The following is a 20,918-nucleotide window of genomic DNA, read 5'->3' on the forward strand; positions in this document are numbered from 1 at the left end:
GTGCGGCGACGGCGCAGCTCTCCCTCATGGAACCGGCCGGCCGCGTAGTTCGCCGAGCACCGCCCAGGCCACCGAGACCATCGGCACCGCCACCACCGCTCCGACCACGCCGGCCAGGACGCCGCCGGCGATGACCGAGAGGGCCACGACCACCGGGTGCAGCCGGACCGCCCAGCTCATCACCAGCGGATGCAGGACATGGCCTTCGATCTGGCCGACGATGACGATCAGCGCGAGGACCACGATCGCGATGACCGGACCGCGCGAGGCGAGGGCGACCACCGTGGCCACGCCCAACGCGATGGGCGACCCCACCAGCGGGATGAACGCGGCGAAGAACTCCAGCAGCGTCAGCGGCAGCGCCAGCGGCACCCGCAGCACGAACAGGGCGACGCCGACCAGTACCGCGTTGGTCGCCGCCACGATGAAGATGCCCCGCGTGTACCCGGCGAAGGTCCGCCACGCCACACGGCCCGCACGGCTCCACGGGTCCCGGGCCGGATGCGGCAGCCACTCCTGGAAAAAGCTCCAGAAGCGGTCGCCGGAATGGATGAAGAACAGCGAGCAGAACAGCGCGAGCACGCCTGCGGTCAGCACCTCCACGAGCCGTCCGGCGCCGCTCACGGCGCTGCTGATCAGTGCGGAGCGGTGCTCGGAGACGAAGGTGTTCACCTTGCCCTGAAGGTCCGACATCACCGTGGGGCTCACGTGGAAGGGCGGCCCCTGCAGCCACCGTTCGATGCGCCCGATACCCCCGCTGAACTCCCGGCCGAGCCGGTTCCACTCGCTCGCCACGAGCTCACCGATCAGCGCCAGCAGGCCGAGGACCGCCATCAGGCTGCCCACGACGCTGATCACGACCGCCAGGGCTCGGGGCAGCCGGCGCGCCAGAAGGTCGGCGAGCGGGCGCAGGACGGAGGTCACCACGAGCGCGAGGAACAGCGCCACGGCGACCAGTTGCAGACGCCCGAGGATCACGAAGCCCGCGTACACGGCCGCCCCGCACACCAGCAACCGCCACGCGTACGCGGCGCCCACCTTCAGCCCGTGATGCACGGCAACGCCGCCGCCGGGGCGCCGCTCTTCCGTCGCGGCCCTGCGGGCCCGGTCCACCGTCCCGACGCCACGCGCGGGCCGGCTGCCGAGCACGACGTAGCGCATCCGCCGCGGGCCACGACTCGCCCCGCGGCCGGCTCCTGGGCCCGCACCCGGACGTCGGGGCGGCCGACGCGGCACGTCGCTCACCGGCAGGTCACCGCCTCACGTCATCGAGACCACCCAGCTACGTGTCCCCACAGACGCCAATTTCTAAATCGGACCACCCCCGGACAGCCCCGGACAGCCTCGAACGCACCATCGAGCCCGGTTCAGCGCGCGTCGTCGTCCCCGTGGCTGCGGACGATCTCCTTCACCTTGGCCACCGCGAATCCCCAGCCCTGTTCGACGGTCGGCTTGGCCGGTACGGCGATCTCGTCGGGGTTGGTGAGGACGTCCAGCAGCACCGGACCGGGGGTGTCGAAGGCCCGACGCACCGCCTTGTCCAGGTCGCCCGGGTCGGTGACCCGGATGCCGGTGATGCCCAGGGCCGTGGCCACGGCGGCGAAGTCGGGGTTGTCCAGGACGGTGCCGAACTCCGGGAGCCCGGCCTGCTCCTGCTCCAGCTTGACCATGCCCAGACGGCGGTTGTCGAAGACGACGAGCTTCACGGGGAGCCGCTGCGTCTTCAGCGTCATGAGGTCGCCCAGGAGCATGCTCAGGCCGCCGTCCCCGCAGAAGGCCACGACCTGCCGCTCCCGGTCGAGACACTGTGCGCCGAGCGCCTGCGGCATGGCGTTGGCCATGGAGCCGAGGTTGTAGGAGCCGATGAGGCGCCGCTCTCCGCGCATCTCCACGAAGCGCGAGAGCCACACCGTGGCCATGCCCGTGTCGGAGGTGAAGACGGCGTCGTCGGCGGCGAGCCGGTCCACCGCGGCCGCCAGCGCCTCGGGGCGGATGTCGTGGGCGCGGTTGTCGAGCGACGAGCGCACACGGCCGAGCAGCCCCTTGTCGTGTGCGGGGTCGGCCAGCCGGGCCTGCCCCTCGCGCCACTGCTCGAACCGCTCCCGGGCCTTGTCCAGGTGCGTGCGGTCCCGCGCGCCGTCCGACCCGGCGGGGGCGGCCGTGAGGTGGGTGAGGAGGTCGCGGACGGTGGCGCCGGTGTCGCCGACGAGCCCGGCCTCGACGGGCACCCGCCGCCCGATGTGGGCGGCCTCCGTGTCCACCTGGATGACGGTCTTGCCCTCCGGATACCAGTCCCGGTAGGGGAAGTCGGTGCCCAGGAGCAGCAGCGTGTCCGCCTCCTGCAGGGCGGACGCGGCGGCCGGGTTGCCGATGAGACCCGTCTGGCCGACCTGGAACGGATTGGCGTCGCCTTCGAAGCCCTCCTTGGCCTTGAGGGTGAGGACCATGGGCGCCGCCAGCCGGTCGGCCAGGGCGAGGACGTCCTCGCGGGCGCCGTGGGCGCCCCGTCCGACGAGCAGGGTGACCCGTTCGGAGCGGTCCAGGAGCTCGGCGGCGCGCCGCACCGCGGGCTCCTCCGGGCGGCTGAGCGGCGCGTCGAGCGCGAACCGGGCGGGGCGGTCGGTGCTCAGTTCGCGTTCGCCGAGGTCGCCGGGGACGGTCAGGACGGCGACGCCCTTGCGGCCCAGGGCATGGCGGACGGCCGTCTCCAGCATCTGCGGCATCTGGTCGGCCGAGGTGATGGTGGCGCGGAAGACGGCGACGTCGCTGAAGAGGGCGTCGTTGTCGACTTCCTGGAAGTAGTCGGTGCCGAGTTCGGCCAGCGGCACCTGTCCGGCGATCGCCAGGACGGGGGTGTGGCTCTTGGCCGCGTCGTAGAGCCCGTTGAGCAGGTGGACGGAGCCGGGTCCGACGGTGCCCATGCAGACTCCGAGGGTGCCCGAGAGCTGCGACTGGGCGCTCGCGGCGAACGCGGCGGCCTCCTCGTGCCGGCAGCCCACCCACTCCAGGCCCTCGGTGGTGCGCACGGCGTCCGTCAGGGGGTTGAGCGCGTCTCCCACGACGCCGAACACCTGGCGCACGCCGAGTTCGCTCAGTGCGTCCACGATCACGCGGGCGACGGTACGGGCCACGATGGTTCCTCCAGGTCAGACGGTGAAGTGGTCAGGGTCGGCGGCCTTCCAGTCGGCCGCCCAGGACTGCGGGGACCCGGCGAGCAACTGCCCCGGCTCCAGCCACTCGTACAGCTCCTCGTAGGAGCGTTCGGTGTAGGGGTCGATGCGCCGGCGCAGCATGTGCGGGCGCAGGTCGGCGGGATCGGTCACGCCCATGGACGCCATGATCTGCAGGGCGCTCGCCACGGTTGCTTCCTGGAACCGCTGGACGCGCGGCGTCTTGTCGCGCACGTCGAGGGCGCGGGCCCGCCGGGGGTCCTGTGTCGTCACGCCGGTGGGACAGGTGTTGGTGTGGCAGCGCTGGGCCTGGATGCAGCCGACGGCGAACATCATCGCCCGTGCCGCGTTGCCGTAGTCGGCGCCCTGCACCAGACGTTTGACCAGATCCGTACCGGTGGCGATCTTGCCGCTCGCGCCGATCCGGATGCGGTCGCGCAGCCCGGTGCCGACAAGGGCGTTGTGCACCGTGAGCAGCCCCTCGGTCAGGGGCGTGCCCACATGGTCGGCGAACTCCAGGGGCGCGGCTCCGGTACCGCCCTCGCCGCCGTCCACGATGATGAAGTCGGGCGTGGTCCCCTCGGCCAGCATGGCCTTGCACACGGCGAGGAACTGACGGCGCGAGCCGACGCACAGCTTGAACCCGGTCGGCTTGCCGCCGGACAGCTCCCGCATCCGGGCGATGAACCGGACGAGTTCGCGCGGGGTGGAGAACACCCGGTGGTACGGCGGTGAGATCACCGTCTTCCCCTCGGGCACGTCCCGCACCTTCGCTATCTCGGCGTTGACCTTCGCGCCCGGCAGCACCCCGCCGATGCCCGGCTTGGCCCCCTGCGACAGCTTCAGGGACACGCACTTGACCTGGTCGTGGGCCGCCTTGTCGGCGAACTCGGCGGGATCGAAGCCGCCGTCGGGAGTACGGCAGCCGAAGTAGCCGGTGCCGATCTCCCACACCAGGTCCCCGCCCGGCCGCAGGTGGTACTCCGACAGCCCGCCCTCTCCGGTGTCGTGGGCGAAACCCCCTGCTGCGGCACCGCCGTTGAGGGCGAGGACGGCGTTGGCCGAGAGCGAGCCGAAGCTCATCGCCGACACGTTCAGCAGCGCCATGTCGTACGGGCGCGCGCAGTCCGGGCCGCCGATCCGCACCCGCGGCGGTGTCTCGGGCACCGGGCAGGGGGCCATCGACGGCACCAGGAACTCGTAACCGGGCTGGTAGACGTCGCGTTCGGTGCCGTAGGGCTGTTCGGCCTCGGTGCCCTTCGCCCGCTCGTAGACGATGCTGCGCACGTCCCGGTCGAAGGGCCGCCCGTCGTAGTTGCGCTCGATGAAGTACTGCTGGAGCTCGGGGCGGATGCGCTCCATGAGGAAGCGGGCATGCCCGAGGACCGGGTAGTTGCGCAGCACGGAGTGCTCCCGCTGCAGCAGGTCGGCCGCGCCGACGAGCCCCAGCAGACACAGGGGTACGGCGGCCAGGCACCACCAGGGCGAGAGGACGGCCGCGGCGACGGCGGCCCCGATGCCGCCCACCAGGAACAGAACGACGATTGCCTTGCGTATCACCCCTCGCTCATTGCCCTGGATCGGCCCGCCAGTCCCGCGAGTTCGTCAAGAAACCGGCAAGTCCGCGGCACGGGGCAGGGCACGCACGTCCCGCCCGGGGGCTCAGCCGGCGTCCGGCAGCTCCAGTCCCCGTCGGATCTGGCTGTCGGCACTCGCCACGATCGTCTCGACGACGTCCCGGGGTTGCCAGCCCAGCACCGCACGCGCCTTGTCGTTGCTGATGACTGGAATCCGGCCGCCCAGAGCAGCGGCGTCCCGCAGGGCCGGTTCGGTCTCGGCGGCCTCCCGTACCTGCTCGACGGTCATTTCCGCGGAGGGCAGCAGTCCGGCCGCGGCAGGGAAGTGCTCGCGCAGGATCCGCGCCATGCCGAGGAGGCTGACAGCCGGCCCGCCGACGGCGATGAAGCGTTCGCCCGCCGCCTTCGGGTGCAGCATGGCGCGCAGGTGCAGGTCCACGACGTCCCGCACGTCGACGACGCCGAAGTACATGACCGGCACCACCGGCATCCGCCCGGTCAGCATGTCTCTGATCAGTCCGAGGGAGCCCGACGGCCGGTCGCCGAGTTGCGGGCCGAAGATACCGGTGGGGTTGACGACCGTCAGCTCGATGCCGCCCTGGGCGCGCACGTGGTCCCAGGCGGCTTGCTCGGCCAGCACCTTGGACTTGTGATACGCGGGCAGACCCGGGGTGTCCGGGTCGGTCCAGTCGGTCTCGGAGTAGTGGTCGCCGGGTTTCGGCGTGTATCCGACGGCGGCGTAGGACGACGTCATCACCACCCGCGGGATGCCGGCGGCCCGGGCCGCGGCGAGGACGCGCAGCGTGCCGTCGCGGGCCGGACGGACGAGTTCGTCCTCCGTCTCGGGCGGAGTGACGGGGAAGGGGGACGCGTGGTGCAGCACGTGGCCGACCCCGTCCATGGCCTGCGCCCAGCCGCGGTCGGCGCCCAGTTCGGCGACGGCGAACTCCAGCCGGCCGGCCGGGTCGACCTCGGCCCGCCGCAGCGCGGCCAGGACCTGGGCCTGCTGTCCGGGCTCGCGGACCGTCACCCGGACCCGGTGTCCCTCGGCGAGCAGCCTGGCGACGGAATGACCGCCGACGAAACCGGTGCCTCCCGTGACGAGCACCGTCCCAACGGCTGCGGGGGATGCGGAGGATGCGGAGGATGCGGTGACATTGTCTGTGCTCAAGGTGCGGTCCTTCAGTCGGTGAATCGGTCCATGACGTCGGTGACGTCGTCGACGGCCCGCTTCTCGGCGTCCGCGTCCCCGCGGGCCCGGGCGTCCCACAGGTCCGCCTTGCCGCGCAGATAGGCGAGGCGGAGGCGCAGCCGGTCGATCTCGGCGGCCAGCCTGTCGGCGTGCGCAGCGAACAGTTCGTGCTGCTCGGCCGCGGCGGTGTCTCCACGGGCGCGCAGGTCCAGGTAGTGGCGCATCCCGGTGACGGTCATGCCCGACGACCGCAGACAGGACAGCGCCAGGACGCGCTCCACGGTCGCCGGCCCGTACCGGCGGTGACCGCTGGAGTCCTCGCGGGCGACCACTCCGAGCAGGCCGATCCTCTCGTAGTAGCGGAGCGTGGGTTCGCTGAAGCCCGACCGGCGTGCCATCTCCTGGATGGTCAGCCCCGCGGCGTGCTCTTCGATCGCTGCCATGCGGCAAGCCTCCGACACTTCAAGCGCTTGAGGTCAAGCCGCACCGCGTCCCGAACGCAACCATCGAGGTCAGCCGGTCACGCGCCGCCACGCCGACGGCCGCGGCCACGTGCCGGTCCTCTAAGGTTGACGGGCAAGCGAGGGGAGAAGCTTTGAGAGCGTCGCGCACCCTGGCGACCCTGGACGAGGTCGACGCCGGTGACCACGTCTGCCAGATGCTCCAGCGCACCGACGACGTCGTCGACCGCAGCCGGGCCTTCGTGGCGGACGGGGCACTCCACGGCGACAAAGTGGTGATCGTGGGACCGGCCCTCCACCGTGACAGCGAGTTCGGCTCTCTGGTCCTCGATCCGGCCCGGCTGGACGGCTCCCTCCTCGCCGCGGTGCGTCGCGAGGCCGCCAACGCCGACCGCGAGGGCTTTCGCTCACTGCGCGTGCTGCACCATGTCACGCTCGGTTGCCGCACCGGACGTACGAAGGAGCTGTTGCGCAGCGAACTCGATCTCGAGGAGTTCGCCGCGGACACCGGGGCCATGGTGGTGTGCGCCTACAGCGGCGACGTCGACCTCCTCACCCTGCAGCAGATCCGGTGCGTACACCCCCATCGACTGGGCAGCAGTCCCGGGCCACCGGCGTTCCAGGTGTACCGGACGGGGAAGGAGGGGTGGACGGTGAGCGGAATCATCGACAGCGAAGGCGCCACCGCCTTCAGCACCGTCCTGTGCACTCTCCTCGCCCAGACGGCGACGGTCCGTCTGCTGTGCCACGCGGTGGAGTTCTTCGACGCCGCCGGGATGAGCGCGCTCGCCGACGCCGCCAGGCACCTTCCGCAACGCAAGGTCATCCTGGAAGGCACCAACGAGACCGTACGGCTCGCCTGGGAGCTGTCCGGATTCGCGGTACCCGACATCCCGGTGGTGATCGCGTCGTGACGTCCTCCCCTCCCCTTCCCACCGCACCCGGTGCGGGCTACCGGCACGAGCTGTATCCGTACTCCGGCCGGGAGGAGTTCGTCGAGGGCACCGCGAGCTTCATCCAGGACGCCCTGGACGGCGGCGAGGCCGTCGTCGTGGCCGTTCCGCACGACAAGGCGTCCTTGCTGCGTGCCGAGATCCGCGAGGACGAGGCCGTGCGCTACGTCGACACCAGCAAGGTGGCGCATCATCCGGGCAGGCTCATCGCGGCCTGGCAGGAGTGGCTCCAAGGACACGCGTCGGACGGGCGACCCGTCCGCGGCATCGGTGAATCCCCCTGGGAGGCCGTGCGCAGCCCGGCCGAGGCCGCGGAACTGCGCTACCACGAGTGGCTGCTCAACAAGGCCTTCGCCCAGGGCCCGGCCTGGTGGCTGCTGTGCCCCTACGACGTCGCCGACAGCAGGGCCACCCTGCGGGAGATGGCCCGCTGCCACCCCGAGATGCGCAGGGACGGCCGGACGTCGCCGTGCGAGGACTACGATCCGCAGGCACCGTACGCCTTCGCCGCTCTCACCCATCCCTGCGATCCGTACGACGAATTCGTCTACAGCAACGGTGACCTGCCCGCGCTCCGGGAGAAGATCGCAGCCTGCGCCGAACGGCACGGCCTGGCCGACCGGCGGCTGCGCGAGCTGCATCTGGCCGCCACGGAGGTGGCCGCGAACAGCATCCGCCACGGCGGCGGGCGTGGCGTGCTGCGCCTGTGGAGTGAGGACGGCCGGCTCGTGTGCGAGTTCCGTGACGCCGGCTACATCGCCGATCCGCTGGCCGGACGCATCAGGCCGACCGCCACACAGGTCGGCGGACGCGGCTTGTGGCTCATCCACCAGCTCTGCGACCTCGTGGAGATCCGCTCCACGCCCGCCGAGGGCACGACGATACGCCTTCACACGGAGCTGCCCGAGCGGCCGTGAACGAGGGCCGGGGCAAAGAAAAATGCGACAGAACCCAAAATCCGGGTAAGGGCTCAAGGACGCGGAAGAACGACGGCACGGCGTGAACGGTCTAGACAGGAGCAGGCAATCCATGCTCACAGTGCGGATGCGGCAAGGGAAAACGACAGTCGCACGACTGCCCGAGGCAGTCGACTACGACACCGCTTCCCACATCGGTGAAGAGTGCAGGTCCTTGATCGAGCTGGGCTGCCGCACTCTCGTCCTGGACGCCTCACAGGTGCAGTACCTCGACTCCTCGGGCATCAGCATGCTGCTGAGGGTGACCCGGGCCCTCGAGGAGCGCGACGGAGCCCTGCGCATCGCCGAGCTCAGCGACCACTACCAGCAGGTGTGGCACGTCCTCGGTCTCGACACGATGTTCCCCGTCGCCGCGACGGTGAGCGCCGCTCTCGGATCACCCATGACCGAGCCCTCCGTGGACGCCCGGCTGGACACCAGCTCGATGTGACCCTCATTCCTCCGCGACCCGGATGATCGTCCGGCCGGAGACGCGCTTCTCGGGAGCGAAGGCGGCAGCCGCCTCGGTCAGCGTGCGGGCCGCGCCGATCCGCACGTCCAGCCGTCCGTCCCTGACCCGCTGCACCAGGTCCGTGAGGCGGGCGCGGTCGGGTTCCACGACGAAGAACAGCGCCCGCCCGTCCTTGGGGCGGACGGTCGGCGGCTGCGCGATCGTGACGAGCGTGCCCCCGGAGCGTACGAGGGCGGCCGAGCGGTCGAGAACGTCACCGCCGATCACGTCGAACACGACGTCGACCTGCCCGGCGTCCTCCAGTCGGTCGGTCTCCAGGTCGAGGAATGTCTGCGCGCCCAGAGCGCGGACGGTGTCCCGGTCGGCGGAGCGGCCGCTGCCGATGACGTGGGCGCCGGCCTCCAGAGCCAGTTGCACCGCGATCGAACCGACGGCGCCCGCGGCTCCGTGGATCAGGACGGTCTGGCCGCTCGTGAGGCGCGCGTGGTCGAACAGGCCCTGCCAGGCGGTCAGTCCGGAGATGGGCAGCGCGGCCGCCACCGTGTGGTCGACGTCCGCGGGCAGCGGGGCGAGATTGCGGGCCTCCACGGCGACGTACTCGGCAAGCGAGCCGTCACGGGCCCAGTCGGTCAGGCCGAAGACCCGCTGGCCGACGGTGAGGCCCGTCGTCCCGAAGCCCAGCTGTGCGACCACACCGGAGACCTCGTGCCCGGGCACGCTCGGGGTGCGGTCCCGGCCGGCACGGTCGGACCAGGTGGCGGGCCAGTCGAGCTCGCCCCGGGTGAATCCCGCGGCGTGCACCCGAACGATGACGTCGTTCTCGGCGGCATGGGGGTACGGCAGGTCGGTGAGAGTCAGCCCGGCGACGCCGGCGTCGCGGTTCGGTGCGGTGATCGCTCGCATGATTTCTCCTTTGTCCGGTGGCGAAATGCAGGTGAGGGTGCCGCCCGAAGACGGACTTCGTCTCTCCCGACATCAACTCGGCCAGGGCGCGTCGACGACACGCTCGACCATGCTCGTACGCCGAAATCCCGGAACGAAATGTTCCAGCACATCGGAATTCACGGTCCCGTAGGTGGTGTCCGGACGGTACCGCAGCCCTCGCACGAATTCCTGCAGGAATTCCTCCTTGAAATTCCCGCGCGGATGGGCGGCGACGATCTCCTCCACCTGACCGGCGTCCAGCCGGTCCAGACTCCAGCCGACCGCGTCGGTCAGGACGCCGTAGTTCGTGGCGGCCGTCTCCGGACCCATACGTCCGGGGACTCCCGGCGTCGTGTGCAGGGCGATCGCCGTCCACACCGCCTCGGCGGCGCTCTCCGGGAAACCGCGGTCGAGAAGGAACCTGCGGGCGTGGTCGGCGCCGTCGAGCTCAAAGCGCTGCTGCACATCGGAGAACGGAGCCGAAAGGCCGACGTCGTGGAACATCGCCGAGATGTAGAGCAGCTCCGGGTCGGGGCGGAGGCCGAGCTCGCACGCATGGAGCGATCCGAAGAGGAAAACCCGCCGGGAGTGATGGAAGACCAGTGGCCCGGTCGTTTCACGCAGGAATGCGGTGGCCTCCGCCACTGCCTCGGTATCTGGTATTTCCACGGCTGCGATAATCTCGGTCATAAGGTTCACGCTCTCCGGACGACGAACAGGAGCAGGTGCTGCGCCCGCTCTCCACGGTGCCTACCGGGCGGCCTTCACCGCCACCTCGCCCCGGACATGAACCCCTCGAATCCAGACACCCTAGGAACACGCCTGTGAGTGCGGACCCGCATCGGATCGCGATCCTCGTCTACGACGGAGTCAAACTGCTGGACGTCGCCGGCCCCGCGGACGTGTTCGGGGAGGCGAACCGGCTGGGCGCCGACTACCGGATCAGCTTGCTGTCGACCACCGGTACGGAGGTGGTCTCCTCGATCGGTGTACGGACAGCCGTCGACGGCAGCCCCTCCACCGAACCGGACCCCGACACCTTCCTGGTGCCGGGCGGGAACATCTATCCCACAACTCCCGTCCCCCGCAGGCTGATCGAGGCGGCGAGAGGGCTGGCGGTCCGATCCGGCCGCGTGGCGTCCATCTGTTCCGGGGCGTTCGTCCTGGCCGCCACCGGCCTCCTGGACGGCAAGCGTGCGACGACACACTGGAAGATCGCGGGCCGGCTCGCCGCCCGGCACCCCGAGATCCGCGTGGAGCCGGACGCCATCTACGTGCGAGACGGCACCACGTACACCTCGGCGGGCGTCACCGCCGGCATCGACCTGGCGCTGGCACTCGTCGAGGAGGACCACGGCCCCGACCTGAGCCGGGAGGTCGCCCGCGCCCTGGTGGTCTATCTTCAACGCGCCGGTGGCCAGTCGCAGTTCTCCGCGCCCCTGCAGACCCCGCCGCCCCGCTCCCCCGCCCTGCGCACCGTCGTGGACCTGGTGACCGCCGATCCGACCGCCGGCCACTCCGTCGCTGAGCTCGCCGCGCACCTCAACGTCAGCCCCCGCCACCTCACACGGCTCTTCCGTGAGGAGCTGTCCACCACGCCGGCCCGCTACGTCGAGTCCATCCGGTTCGACATCGCCAAGTCCCTGCTGGACCAGGGGCATTCCGCTACGCAGGCGGCGCTGCTTGCCGGGTTTCCCGGCTACGAGAGCCTGCGTCGGGTCTTCGCACGCGAGTTGTCCATCAGTCCCGCCGCCTACCAGCGCCGCTTCAGCACCGCACGCCGCGGAGGATAGCGGCGCCGGGCCGACGAGCCCTCGCCGGCCCCTCTGCCCGCGGACGCAGAAGATCACGAATCAGCAGCCGACAAAATCTATCGCGACGACTGTAGACATTGATCCGTCACGGGGCTACCGTATGTGGTGTACGCAGGAAGTCGAAGAAGACGCGGCAGGCACGGAGTGCCGCAAGCAGGACAAGCAGGACTCGGACCTTCGGGTCCGTGAGCAGTACCGCAGTATCGAGCAGTACAGCCGAGTAATCGAAGGTAAAGGAGCGACACGCCATCAGGATCGCCCGGGCGAAGACAGTGTCCGTCCGGGTATCGCAGGCCCCGGATTGGAAGGTGATCCCCGGTCACGCATCAACGATCCCCGCAGCCCCGCCGCACCGGCGGCAGCCGCGGACGAAGAAGGCCGGCGCAGTAAGCCGGTAGATGGTGTTGAAAGCTCGGGGCCCGGGTGCCAGGACGGCACCCGGGCCCCCCGACGCGTCCCCGGAAGAAGAGGTCTATGCCCCCTCGCAGTACCCACCCCGTCACCCCGTTGGATGACGACGACTACCCCGCCTACACCATGGGACGGGCCGCCGAGATGCTCGGCACCACCCCCGCCTTCCTGCGCGCCCTCGGCGAGCACCGCCTGATCAGCCCGCTGCGCTCCGAGGGCGGCCACCGCCGCTACTCCCGCTACCAGTTGCGCATCGCCGCCCGCGCCCGCGAACTCGTCGACCAGGGCACCCCCATAGAGGCCGCATGCCGCATAGTCGTCCTCGAGGACCAGCTCGAGGAAGCCCAGCGCATCAACGAACAGCTGCGCGCCCGGAGCGGGGAACCGCAGCCGGAGATCACGAACTGACCCGCAGGCGAACGCCGACCCCTGTGCCCCTCCCTTTCCACGCGGCCTCACCCGTGACGTCCGGGTCCTGGCAGACTCACAAGCTCTCTCCTTCCGGGCCGACTTACCGAGCCCTTCTCCGGTAATGTCAGGTCAACGTCAACGACGTTGCGCGCGAAGAGGGGCGGGGAGACATCGTGGTCGGTGAGGCGGTGAATCCTCTCGCCGGTTTCCGGCAGTGGAGGCGCCTGCGGCGTCGCGACAGGGACATGCACCAGTTCGCCGAAGAACTCATCGCTCCCATCCGGGAGAAGCTCTTCGCCGAGCAGGACGCCGCATCGGGACAGCAGCATCCGGTGGATCCCGAGGCGCTGTTCGCGGCCTTGGTGGAGTCCGCCCGACGGTGGCGCGGCGACCGCACGCTGGAGGTCCACCGCGTGCGCATCCCCCGCACGTTCCACGCCACGGGGATGTGGGTCGAGCGAAAGCAGCGGGACGACGTGATCGTCGAGCAGGACGCCGAGGTCTGGCACCAGGCCCAGATCCTCGGCCACGAGTTGTGGCACATGCGGCAGAAGGACAGCCTGCCGCCCGAGGAGTCGGCGGTGGACGGCTGTTCCGCCCTGGCCTCGGGGCACCCGCACGAGGTCCGGCCCGCCGCCGCGCGTTCCCGCTTCGACGAGGACCCCGAGAAGGAAGCGGAACTGTTCGGCCTTCTTATCGGCCAGCAGATGCGCTCGCTGATGGACCGCGACGTGATCGTCGGCGACACGGCCCGTCGCATCGCCGACTCCCTCGGCTATCAGAGGCACCGCAGATGAGCGGGGCGATCAACTACCTGAGTTGCGGTCTGCTCTGGATCGCGCTGCTGTTCCGGCTGCCCGACCTCAGGCGCCACTGGTCCGAGCCCTCCCTGCGGGCCATCATCGCCGTCCTGGGGTTCGCCTCGATGTGCTTCCTGCTCGGAGCACCCCCCACGGTCGCTCTGATCAACAGCGTCACCGGGACACCCAACCTCGCCGCCCCGCTGACCTACGGCGCGATCACCGCCTACAGCGCGTCCTCACTGGTCCTGATCGCCTGCTGGCGCGGCGGCCCGTCCATCCGCCGGACGGCCCGCAACTGGATCTACAGCTACGCGGGCGTCCTCATAGGGATCGCCGCCCTCTTCGCGGTGGGCGATCCCGCCGAGGAGCGGCGGACCGACTTCGACGTCTACTACGCGACCACACCCTGGGTCGCCGAGATGATCGTCCTGTACCTGCTCGCGCATCTCACGGCCGCGACCGTCAGCGCCGTCTGGTCGCTGCGCTGGGCTCGCGAGCCGGAGGTGCGCCGGCGGCCCTGGCTGCGAGCCAGCCTGCTGACGATCGGCAGCGGCACCGCGCTCAGCACCGGATACAGCATCAGCAAACTGGCCGCCATCGCCGCACGGTGGTCCGGCCAGGACTGGGTGACCGTGGGAACGTCGGTGTCCTCGCTGTGCGCCGGCCTCGGCGCGCTGCTGACGGTCGCGGGATTCCTCCTGCCCATGGCGGGCCACCACCTGTCGGCGTGGGCCGACTTCATGCGGCTCGCGCCCTTGGACGCCCTGCTCGACCCCGTCCTCGAGGACCGCGCCCTGCGCGTCGAACGGCCCCGCTCGCCACTGCTGTGGGGCACCTGGCGGCGCAGCACCATCCTCAACGGCCTCCACGAGATCGAGGTGTTCTTCGACAAGGCGCTCTACGAACAGGTCCACGACGCCGAGTTGAAGCGACTGCGGAAGACGCCCGGGACGGGCGGCCCGGAGGACGGGGCACAGGGGCGGGCCGTGGCGTCCGCGTGGGCGGTCACGATCAGGGCGGCCGCACGGCGAAGCGCTCAGCCGTCCGCCGGTCCCTTCGGCGACACGGCCCCGCTGCCGCTGCCGCGGGACCCCAAGGCGCTCGTCCAGATCGCCGACGCCGTGAAGCGCTCGGAACGCCGGGCACGCTCCCTCGCGGCGGGCCCGGTCAGGGCCGGGTCGCTGTGACCCGCCCGCACGAAGACACCCCCACAGCGGGTGGAACGGAGCCGCCGACATGAGTCTGGTCGTCTACGCGGCGGCCGTGCTGTTAGTCGTGGCCGCGATGATGATCCGCCGATCCCGCACGACTCCGCGGACACCGCTGACGGTACCCACGCGGGCGACCGCGTTCCTCGGCGCCGTGTGCTTCATCTGTGCGGCGCCGGCGACACTGGCCGCGGTCAACAGCGCCACGGGGATTCCCAACTTCGGCGCGCCATTGACGTACAGCGTCATCTCCGCGTTCAGCTGCTCCCTGATCATCCTGCTGATCTACTGGCGGGGCGGTCCGCCCGACCGGGTCCGCCGGATGGTCCGCCTCAGCATCGCGGTCTACTCGTCCCTGATCGTCGCCATCATCGTGCTGTTCTTCCTCGCGGACGCGGACACCGAGCGGCTCAGGGACCTGGACACCTACTACGCCAACACCCCGTACATGCGCGAGATGATCGCTCTCTATCTGCTGGGCCACCTGGCCAGCACCATCGTGCTGAGCGTGGTCTGCCTGAAGTGGATACGGGGCGAGGTGACGGGTCTGCTCCGCGTCGGTCTGCGTCTGATCCTCGCCGGACTGCTGCTGGACGTCCTCGGCTTCGAACTCACCAAGGCCACCGCGGTCATCGCGCGCTGGTACGGATACGACCTCGACTTCCTGTCGACCACGGTGGCGCCGCCCGCCGTGTCCCTCGGCGCCCTCATCTACTCCGCGGGCTTCGTCCTGCCACGCCTGGTCTCGGCCGCGTCGGAGAAACAGAGCCTGGCGAACTACCGGGCGCTGATGCCTCTTTGGGCCGCCCTCAAAGACATCACCAGTACGCCCCGGGCCGAGCCGCGGCGCCGACTGTGGCGGCAACTGCCCAGCATCCGCCTGTACTTGCTCGAAGCACAGATCCATGACGCCCTGCTGGACCTGACGGCCCACTTCGACCAAGGGGTCGGTGAGGCCGCCCGAGGTGCCGCGCTGGAGGCCGGCAAGAGCCAGGACGAGGCCCGCGTGGCCGCGGAGAAGGCGATGATCGTCGACGCGATACTGCGGGCCTCGGGCCGGACCACCGGCGCCGCCGATCCCCCCGACGAGTTCCGCCTCACCGTCGATCTCGTCGAGCTGGCACTCGCCGTGAGCCCGCTGCGTGACCTGACGCCCAACCAGGTACGCGCCCACTGAAGACGTTTCACCTGCACCAAGGAGAACGAGTGTCGCAGAAAGCTGTCGTGATCGGAGCGGGCATAGGCGGTCTGCTCGCCGCAGCGGCGCTGTCCCGGGCCGCGCCCGAGACGGAGATCCTCCTGCTCGACCGGGACGCACTCCCCGACGGACCCGAGAACCGCCGGGGCGTTCCCCAGGGCCGGCATGCCCACCTGCTCATGGCCGGAGGGTGGTCCGCCATGGAGACCCTCTTCGAGGGCGGCATGCGCGAGCGCCTCCTCGATGCGGGCGCCCGCGAGATCTCCCTGGGCAGCGGCATGCTCGCCCTCACCGGGGACGCCGGCTGGTTCCACCGCTACCGGTGGAACGGCTCCCGCATGATCACCTGTACCCGTGCCCTGCTGGACTGGGTCGTCCGCGACGGCCTGTCGGAACAGGCACCCAACCTCTCGATCCACCGGGCCACCGTGGAGGGGCTGATCGGCGACGCGCGGCGCGTCCGCGGGGTGCGCGTCAGCGGCGCCGGCTCCGACCTCGGCAGCCGGATCGAAGCCGACTTCGTGGTGGACACGAGCGGACGGGGTTCGCAGAACCTGCGCTGGCTCCGTGACATCGGTGTCGACGGCGTCGAGGAGCGGCAGGTCGACTGCGGACTGACCAACGCCACCCGCATCTACCGCACTCCCGCGGGTGCCGAGTCCTTCCCGCTGACCATGCTCCAGGCGAACCCCTACAGCGGCCGCCCCGGCAGAAGCGCCATGGTGCTGCCGATCGAGGGCAACCGGTGGATGGTCAGTGCGGGCGGCACCCGGGGCGGCGAGCCGCCCAGCGACCCGCAGGGCTTCCTGAAGTACATCTTCAGCCTGCCGCACCCGATCGTCGGTCAGCTCGTCTCCGCCGCCGAACCCCTCACGGACGTCGCGGTCAGTCGCAGCACCAGCAACGTCCGCCGGTACTTCGAGAAGTCGCCGGTGTGGCCCGAGCGGTTCCTCGTGCTGGGCGACGCGCTGGCGACCTTCAACCCGGCCTACGGGCAGGGCATGTCGGTGGCCGCCCTCGGCGCGCAGGACCTCCTGCGGGCACTGCGCCGGCAAGGCCTCTCCCAGCCGGGCCTCGCCCGTCGCGTACTCCACGACGCGGCCCGTCACGTCGACACGGCCTGGTCCACCGCGGTCGCGATGGACGTCCTCTACCCGGACGCGAAGGGCGGCACGCCGACGCTCGCCGACCGGCTGACCACGGCGTTCGCCCGCCGGCTGACGCGAGCGGCAACCGGCTCCCTCCAAGCGGCGGCAGCCCTCTACGACATCACCGGCCTGACGGCGGGTCCGGCGCGGGCCTTGCGCCCAGGAGCCCTGCTGGCCACGGTGAACGGCTCTCCCCTGCCCCGGCTGGCCGAGCCCCCGCTGACCCCTTCCGAACGGCGGGTCCTTCAGCGCCTCGCGGAAGCCGCCGTACAGCCGCACGCCACGCCCTGACAGCCTCCGCCGCGTGAGTACGGTGGCCAGGGCCCGCCACCGTACTCAGCCGGACGGCTTGCGGGGCCACCGTGTGCCGAGCCACTGCTCGGCGCCCCAGTCCTCGAACTTCTCCACCTCGGTGAACCCCAGCTTCGCCGCCAGACGTAGGGAGCGGCGATTGGCGGTCTGGGTGGTGAGCACGACCGGCTCACCGGGAAGCACGCCCTCCAGCCAGTCCAGTGCCGCCGCACATGCCTCGGTCGCGTATCCGTGCCCCCACGCCTGCGGCAGGAACAGATAGCCGAGGTCGGCCTTCCCCGCGGCGGCCGGGCGGGCGGTCCCGGGGTTCCTCCTGAGCAGGATCTGGCCGATCATCGCCCCGTCGAGAGCGACGACGAAGCTCCCGGGCCGATGCTGAGGCACCTCAGGCGTGTCGCGCTCGAGCTCGGCACGCGGGCGGGGACCGCCGAGGTACGCGTGCGCCTCCGGCGAGGCGAGCAGGTCGATGAACGCCGCGCGGTCCCGTGCCTCGGGCTCACGAAGCACCAGCCGCTCGGTCCGTATCGGGTCCGGCGGCCACGGCACACTTCCCAGTTCCTCCATCCGCGCACGGTAGCAACGGCGTCCGGATCAAGCCCCATTGACGTCTGTGGTCGGCAAGTCCCCGGATCTGTCGGGCGGGCGACCTACGCTGAGCCCCGTCCGCACTATCGGGGAGAAGCATGACAAGCAGGTTCACCGAGTTGACCGTCGACTGCCACGATCCGGAGAGACTCGCCGCCTTTTGGTGCGAGGTCCTGGACTTCGAGGTGATCGACCGGAGCGAGGGCAAGGTCGAGATCGGCTCGTGGATGCCCACCGTCGAGGAGGTCCGGGCCCGCCAGATGCCGCCCACCCTGGTGTTCATCCATGTGCCCGAGGGCAAGACCGTCAAGAATCGGCTCCACCTCGACGTCAGCCCGATCGACGGCAGCACCGAGGACGAGGTGACCAGATTGCTCGGTCTCGGCGCCGTCAAGGTGGACGTGGGCCAGGGCCCGGACCGGAGCTGGGTGGTCATGGCCGACCCCGAGGGCAACGAGTTCGACGTCCTGCGCACCTTGGCACCGCAGGACCAGGAAGCGCCCTGCACATCCTGATCTGATCGCCCCGGTGGACGACCGGGAGGGCGACCGGCGCACCACCCGCTCGGTCTGCCCGGTCCGCCCGGCGCTGACGGCGCAGGCGTACGACGGCCCGGTCACCGTGCTGCGCTCATGAACCCCGGCTCCCAGGTTCCGGCCTCCCGCGCCGGGACCTGGGAGCGGCTCAGGGTGCGTCCGGCGTCCGTGGCGCCGGACCGGCTACCAGCCGACGGCGACCAGGAGCCACTGCGGGTCGGCGTGGGAGACGAACGAGGACTGGCCGGCCACGTCGTCGTAGGGGAAGCCGTAGGCGAGGTGGTTGATGGCGTTGTCGTGCCAGAACTTGGCGTAGTAGTTGGCCGGTGCCGCCTTGTAGAACTGGGCCGGGTCGGACTGCTGGGAGGCCGGCAGCGTGGCGACATGACGGTTGAGCGCGGCGCACATGTCGGGGTTGCCCGCCAGGGCGGCGGCGCAGCCGAAGATGTCGGAGGTGGCCGCGTTCACGCCCACCGACTGGGCGTACGAGGTGAAGTAGTTGGCGTTGGCGCCGCCCGCGCGGAAGCTCGGGTCGCTGCCGGGCGCGATGATCCGGTAGGGGGCCTGGGTCTGAGCGAGCACCTTGAACTCGTTCGGCACGGCGTCGGTGAAGCGCTGGAAGGTGGTGGCGCGGTCCTCGGCGAAGGTCTGCCGGTTCTCGCCGACCTCCACGTCGTAACCGTCCTTGCTGTGCAGGCGCATGGCCAGCTTCAGGCCGAAGGCGTCGACGCGGGTGGTGTTGCCGTTGAAGACGTTGCTGCCGACCGTGAACTCGATGAAGTCGTAGTAGGGGCTGGTGGGCGAGCCGAGGTAGAAGTACATGCGGCCGGCGGAGTTGGCGGGCATGTCGAGGTAGGGCTGCTCGGCGATGGAGTGCGTCTGGCCGTTGAAGCTCCAATACACCTGGCTGTCGGGGTACTTGCCGTTGGTGCGGTTGAGGATCTTCACCTCGACGGCGTTGCTCGCCGGGGGGATGTCGCTTGTGCTGCCCCAGAAGTCGTCCGGCGGGGTGGTGCCGCCGGGGCCGTAGACCTGGAACTCCCACAGGGAGTAGCCGTACGGGGTGCCGCGCGCGGTGCCGTACATGCGGACGTAGCGGCCGCTGCCGGAGACGGTGATGTCCTGGGTGCCGCCGGTGGCGGTCGTGGTGGAGTAGACGGTGGTCCAGGTGGTGGCGTCGGTGGAGGTCTGGATCTGGAAGGCGGTCGCGTACGCGGCCTCCCAGGTGAGGCTGACGCGACTGAGCTGCTGGACGGATCCGAGGTCGACCCGTATCCATTGCGGGTCGGAGAACGCCGAGGACCAGCGGGTGCCGGTGTTGCCGTCGACGGCGGCGCTCGCGGGGAAGGTGCCGTTCTCGGTCGAGGAGGCGGTGGCGGGCCTGCCCTGGGACAGCAGCTGGTCGGCGGCGTGGGCGGGTGAGGGGGCCAGCACCGCGCAGAGGGCGGCGATCAGGGCGATGACCAGACCGAGGGCCGCGCGGGAGCGTGCGGTGTCGCTCGGGGGTCTGTGGGTGGGTGCGCTGACGGAACTCTGCATGCGGGATCTCCTCAGACCGGTACGGCGTGCGTGGGGGTGGAGCAACAGCAGATGTGAGAGCGCTCTCTCCGGGTTGTAGTCCCAGTGGTGCCCGCCGTCAACAACTGAAGCCGAAATACCGTGGGTTGGACCCTGCCCCTACATCCCTTGACGCCTCCGGTACGGACCTTTCCGCGCCCTCACGCCGACTCGCGCACCACGAGTTCGGGATCGAAGACGACCGAGGTCGCCTCGGTGCGGGCGCCGTGGATGTGCTCGTCGAGCAGCCGGGCCATCTGGGCCGCCATCTCCTCCACCGGCTGGCGCACGGTGGTCAGCTGGGGGCGGCAGGTGACGGCGACGGTGGAGTCGTCGAAGCCGACGACCGCCACGTCCTCCGGAATCCGGCGGCCGCGCTCGCGCAGGACCTGGCACACGCCCTGCGCCATCAGGTCGTTGGCCGCGAACACGCCGTCCGTCTCGGGGTGGCGCTCCAGCAGGTCGGACATGGCCGCGACGCCGCTGTCGAGGGTGAACCCGCCCTCGGCCACCGGGACGTACGGGTGGCCGTGCCGGGCAAGCGTGTCACGGAAGCCCGCCAGGCGTTCCTGACTCGCGGGCACGTCCAGGGGGCCGCAGATGGTGGCGAGCCGGCGGCAGCCGCGCCCGAGCAGGTGCTCGGCGGCGAGGCGGCCTCCGTCCCGGTGCGCGAGGTCGACGTAGCTGAGCGGTACCGGACGCGAGGGGCGGGCGAAGAGCACCGCGGGCAGGCGGGCGTCGGCGAGGAGGGCGGGCAACGGGTCCTCGGCATGGGTGGAGACCACGAGGGCACCGTCGGCGCGCCCCTGCCGCAGATACGTCAGCACCTCGTGACGCGCGTCGTCGGACTCGGCGAACATCAGCACGGGATGCAGGGAACGGGGGCGCAGGAAGGCGACGACGCCCCCGACCACCCGGCCGAAGAAGGGGTCGGCGAACACCCGCGCGGCGAAGGCGTTCTGGCCGGCGTCCGTGGTGTCCCCCGCGCCGGACACCACCAGGGCGACGGTCTCGGCCCGCCGGGTCACCAGGGAGCGGGCGGCCCGGTTGGGCGCGTACCCCGTCCGTTCGATGGCCCGGCGGACCATGTCCTGTATCTCCGGATCGACGTTGCGGATGCCGTTGACCACCCGCGACACGGTCGCCCGGGAGACTCCGGCCTCCCGGGCGACGTCCTCCAGCGTCGGGGCCCGTCTGCGCATGCAGGCACCTTAACGGACGCGCCGATCA

The 20,918-nt window shown here is 70.8% G+C and carries 20 protein-coding genes; 10 read left to right on the top strand and 10 right to left on the bottom strand.

The annotated features are described in order from the left end of the window. Positions 1 to 24 precede the first annotated feature (24 nt). From LN251_RS38120 to LN251_RS38140, 5 genes are all read right to left on the bottom strand, one after another. Positions 25 to 1,161 carry an AI-2E family transporter gene (locus LN251_RS38120; RefSeq protein WP_458248732.1) on the bottom strand — a complete coding sequence of 379 codons (1,137 nt, stop codon included), beginning with the start codon at positions 1,159 to 1,161 and terminating at the stop codon, positions 25 to 27. Positions 1,162 to 1,367: 206 nt separating this feature from the next. Then, positions 1,368 to 3,131 carry a thiamine pyrophosphate-dependent enzyme gene (locus LN251_RS38125; protein WP_458248733.1) on the bottom strand — a complete coding sequence of 588 codons (1,764 nt, stop codon included), beginning with the start codon at positions 3,129 to 3,131 and terminating at the stop codon, positions 1,368 to 1,370. A gap of 15 nt (positions 3,132 to 3,146) precedes the next feature. After that, complete coding sequence (locus tag LN251_RS38130; protein ID WP_458248734.1) at positions 3,147 to 4,730, bottom strand: FMN-binding glutamate synthase family protein; 1,584 nt, start codon at positions 4,728 to 4,730, stop codon at positions 3,147 to 3,149. Between the two features lie 102 nt (positions 4,731 to 4,832). After that, positions 4,833 to 5,855, bottom strand: a complete 1,023-nt coding sequence (locus LN251_RS38135; RefSeq protein ID WP_458248735.1) for an NAD-dependent epimerase/dehydratase family protein — start codon at positions 5,853 to 5,855, stop codon at positions 4,833 to 4,835. Positions 5,856 to 5,929: 74 nt separating this feature from the next. Continuing rightward, positions 5,930 to 6,382 carry a MerR family transcriptional regulator gene (locus LN251_RS38140; RefSeq protein ID WP_458248736.1) on the bottom strand — a complete coding sequence of 151 codons (453 nt, stop codon included), beginning with the start codon at positions 6,380 to 6,382 and terminating at the stop codon, positions 5,930 to 5,932. A 152-nt stretch (positions 6,383 to 6,534) separates the two neighbouring features. On the opposite strand from LN251_RS38140, the gene LN251_RS38145 reads away from it, so the two are divergent. The 3 genes from LN251_RS38145 to LN251_RS38155 all read left to right on the top strand — a co-directional run bounded on the left by LN251_RS38145 (position 6,535) and on the right by LN251_RS38155 (position 8,760). Continuing rightward, on the top strand, positions 6,535 to 7,314 hold the full coding sequence (locus LN251_RS38145) for an MEDS domain-containing protein (RefSeq protein WP_458248737.1): 780 nt from the start codon (positions 6,535 to 6,537) through the stop codon (positions 7,312 to 7,314). Then, a complete protein-coding gene (locus tag LN251_RS38150) occupies positions 7,311 to 8,270 on the top strand; it encodes an anti-sigma factor RsbA family regulatory protein (RefSeq protein ID WP_458248738.1) in 960 nt (319 codons plus the stop codon). Before LN251_RS38145 ends, LN251_RS38150 begins: the two co-directional genes overlap by 4 nt. 127 nt (positions 8,271 to 8,397) lie before the next feature. After that, the gene (locus LN251_RS38155; protein WP_458249511.1) at positions 8,398 to 8,760 is read left to right on the top strand and encodes an STAS domain-containing protein; all 363 of its coding nucleotides are present in this window, start codon (positions 8,398 to 8,400) and stop codon (positions 8,758 to 8,760) included. A gap of 3 nt (positions 8,761 to 8,763) precedes the next feature. Here the strand turns inward: LN251_RS38155 and LN251_RS38160 are convergent, their stop codons facing one another. Continuing rightward, positions 8,764 to 9,684 carry an NADP-dependent oxidoreductase gene (locus LN251_RS38160; protein ID WP_458248739.1) on the bottom strand — a complete coding sequence of 307 codons (921 nt, stop codon included), beginning with the start codon at positions 9,682 to 9,684 and terminating at the stop codon, positions 8,764 to 8,766. A gap of 72 nt (positions 9,685 to 9,756) precedes the next feature. Next, positions 9,757 to 10,395: an HD domain-containing protein gene (locus tag LN251_RS38165; protein ID WP_458248740.1), complete on the bottom strand. Its 639-nt coding sequence runs from the start codon at positions 10,393 to 10,395 to the stop codon at positions 9,757 to 9,759. A 134-nt stretch (positions 10,396 to 10,529) separates the two neighbouring features. Here LN251_RS38165 and LN251_RS38170 point away from each other — a divergent pair, with 134 nt between their 5' ends. The 6 genes from LN251_RS38170 (at position 10,530) to LN251_RS38195 (ending at position 16,989) form a co-directional block, all read left to right on the top strand. Next, positions 10,530 to 11,498, top strand: a complete 969-nt coding sequence (locus tag LN251_RS38170; protein WP_458248741.1) for a GlxA family transcriptional regulator — start codon at positions 10,530 to 10,532, stop codon at positions 11,496 to 11,498. Between the two features lie 495 nt (positions 11,499 to 11,993). Beyond that, a complete protein-coding gene (locus LN251_RS38175) occupies positions 11,994 to 12,338 on the top strand; it encodes a MerR family transcriptional regulator (RefSeq protein WP_458248742.1) in 345 nt (114 codons plus the stop codon). Positions 12,339 to 12,586: 248 nt separating this feature from the next. Beyond that, positions 12,587 to 13,138: a hypothetical protein gene (locus tag LN251_RS38180; RefSeq protein ID WP_458248743.1), complete on the top strand. Its 552-nt coding sequence runs from the start codon at positions 12,587 to 12,589 to the stop codon at positions 13,136 to 13,138. Beyond that, entirely contained in the window at positions 13,135 to 14,331 is a 1,197-nt protein-coding gene (locus tag LN251_RS38185) for an MAB_1171c family putative transporter (protein WP_458248744.1), read from the top strand. The genes LN251_RS38180 and LN251_RS38185 overlap by 4 nt, the downstream gene beginning before the upstream one ends. 49 nt (positions 14,332 to 14,380) lie before the next feature. Then, complete coding sequence (locus LN251_RS38190) at positions 14,381 to 15,529, top strand: DUF6545 domain-containing protein (RefSeq protein ID WP_458248745.1); 1,149 nt, start codon at positions 14,381 to 14,383, stop codon at positions 15,527 to 15,529. 29 nt (positions 15,530 to 15,558) lie between these two features. Further along, complete coding sequence (locus LN251_RS38195; RefSeq protein WP_458248746.1) at positions 15,559 to 16,989, top strand: FAD-dependent monooxygenase; 1,431 nt, start codon at positions 15,559 to 15,561, stop codon at positions 16,987 to 16,989. Between the two features lie 45 nt (positions 16,990 to 17,034). Here LN251_RS38195 and LN251_RS38200 read toward each other — a convergent pair whose 3' ends face one another. After that, positions 17,035 to 17,574: a GNAT family N-acetyltransferase gene (locus LN251_RS38200; RefSeq protein ID WP_458248747.1), complete on the bottom strand. Its 540-nt coding sequence runs from the start codon at positions 17,572 to 17,574 to the stop codon at positions 17,035 to 17,037. 119 nt (positions 17,575 to 17,693) lie between these two features. Here LN251_RS38200 and LN251_RS38205 point away from each other — a divergent pair, with 119 nt between their 5' ends. Beyond that, on the top strand, positions 17,694 to 18,110 hold the full coding sequence (locus tag LN251_RS38205; RefSeq protein ID WP_458248748.1) for a VOC family protein: 417 nt from the start codon (positions 17,694 to 17,696) through the stop codon (positions 18,108 to 18,110). Positions 18,111 to 18,314: 204 nt separating this feature from the next. Here the strand turns inward: LN251_RS38205 and LN251_RS38210 are convergent, their stop codons facing one another. Further along, entirely contained in the window at positions 18,315 to 19,670 is a 1,356-nt protein-coding gene (locus tag LN251_RS38210; RefSeq protein WP_458248749.1) for a beta-1,3-glucanase family protein, read from the bottom strand. A 179-nt stretch (positions 19,671 to 19,849) separates the two neighbouring features. Further along, positions 19,850 to 20,890: a LacI family DNA-binding transcriptional regulator gene (locus tag LN251_RS38215; protein WP_458248750.1), complete on the bottom strand. Its 1,041-nt coding sequence runs from the start codon at positions 20,888 to 20,890 to the stop codon at positions 19,850 to 19,852. Positions 20,891 to 20,918 lie beyond the last annotated feature (28 nt).

The organism is Streptomyces sp. MAI_2237 (assembly GCF_054189285.1).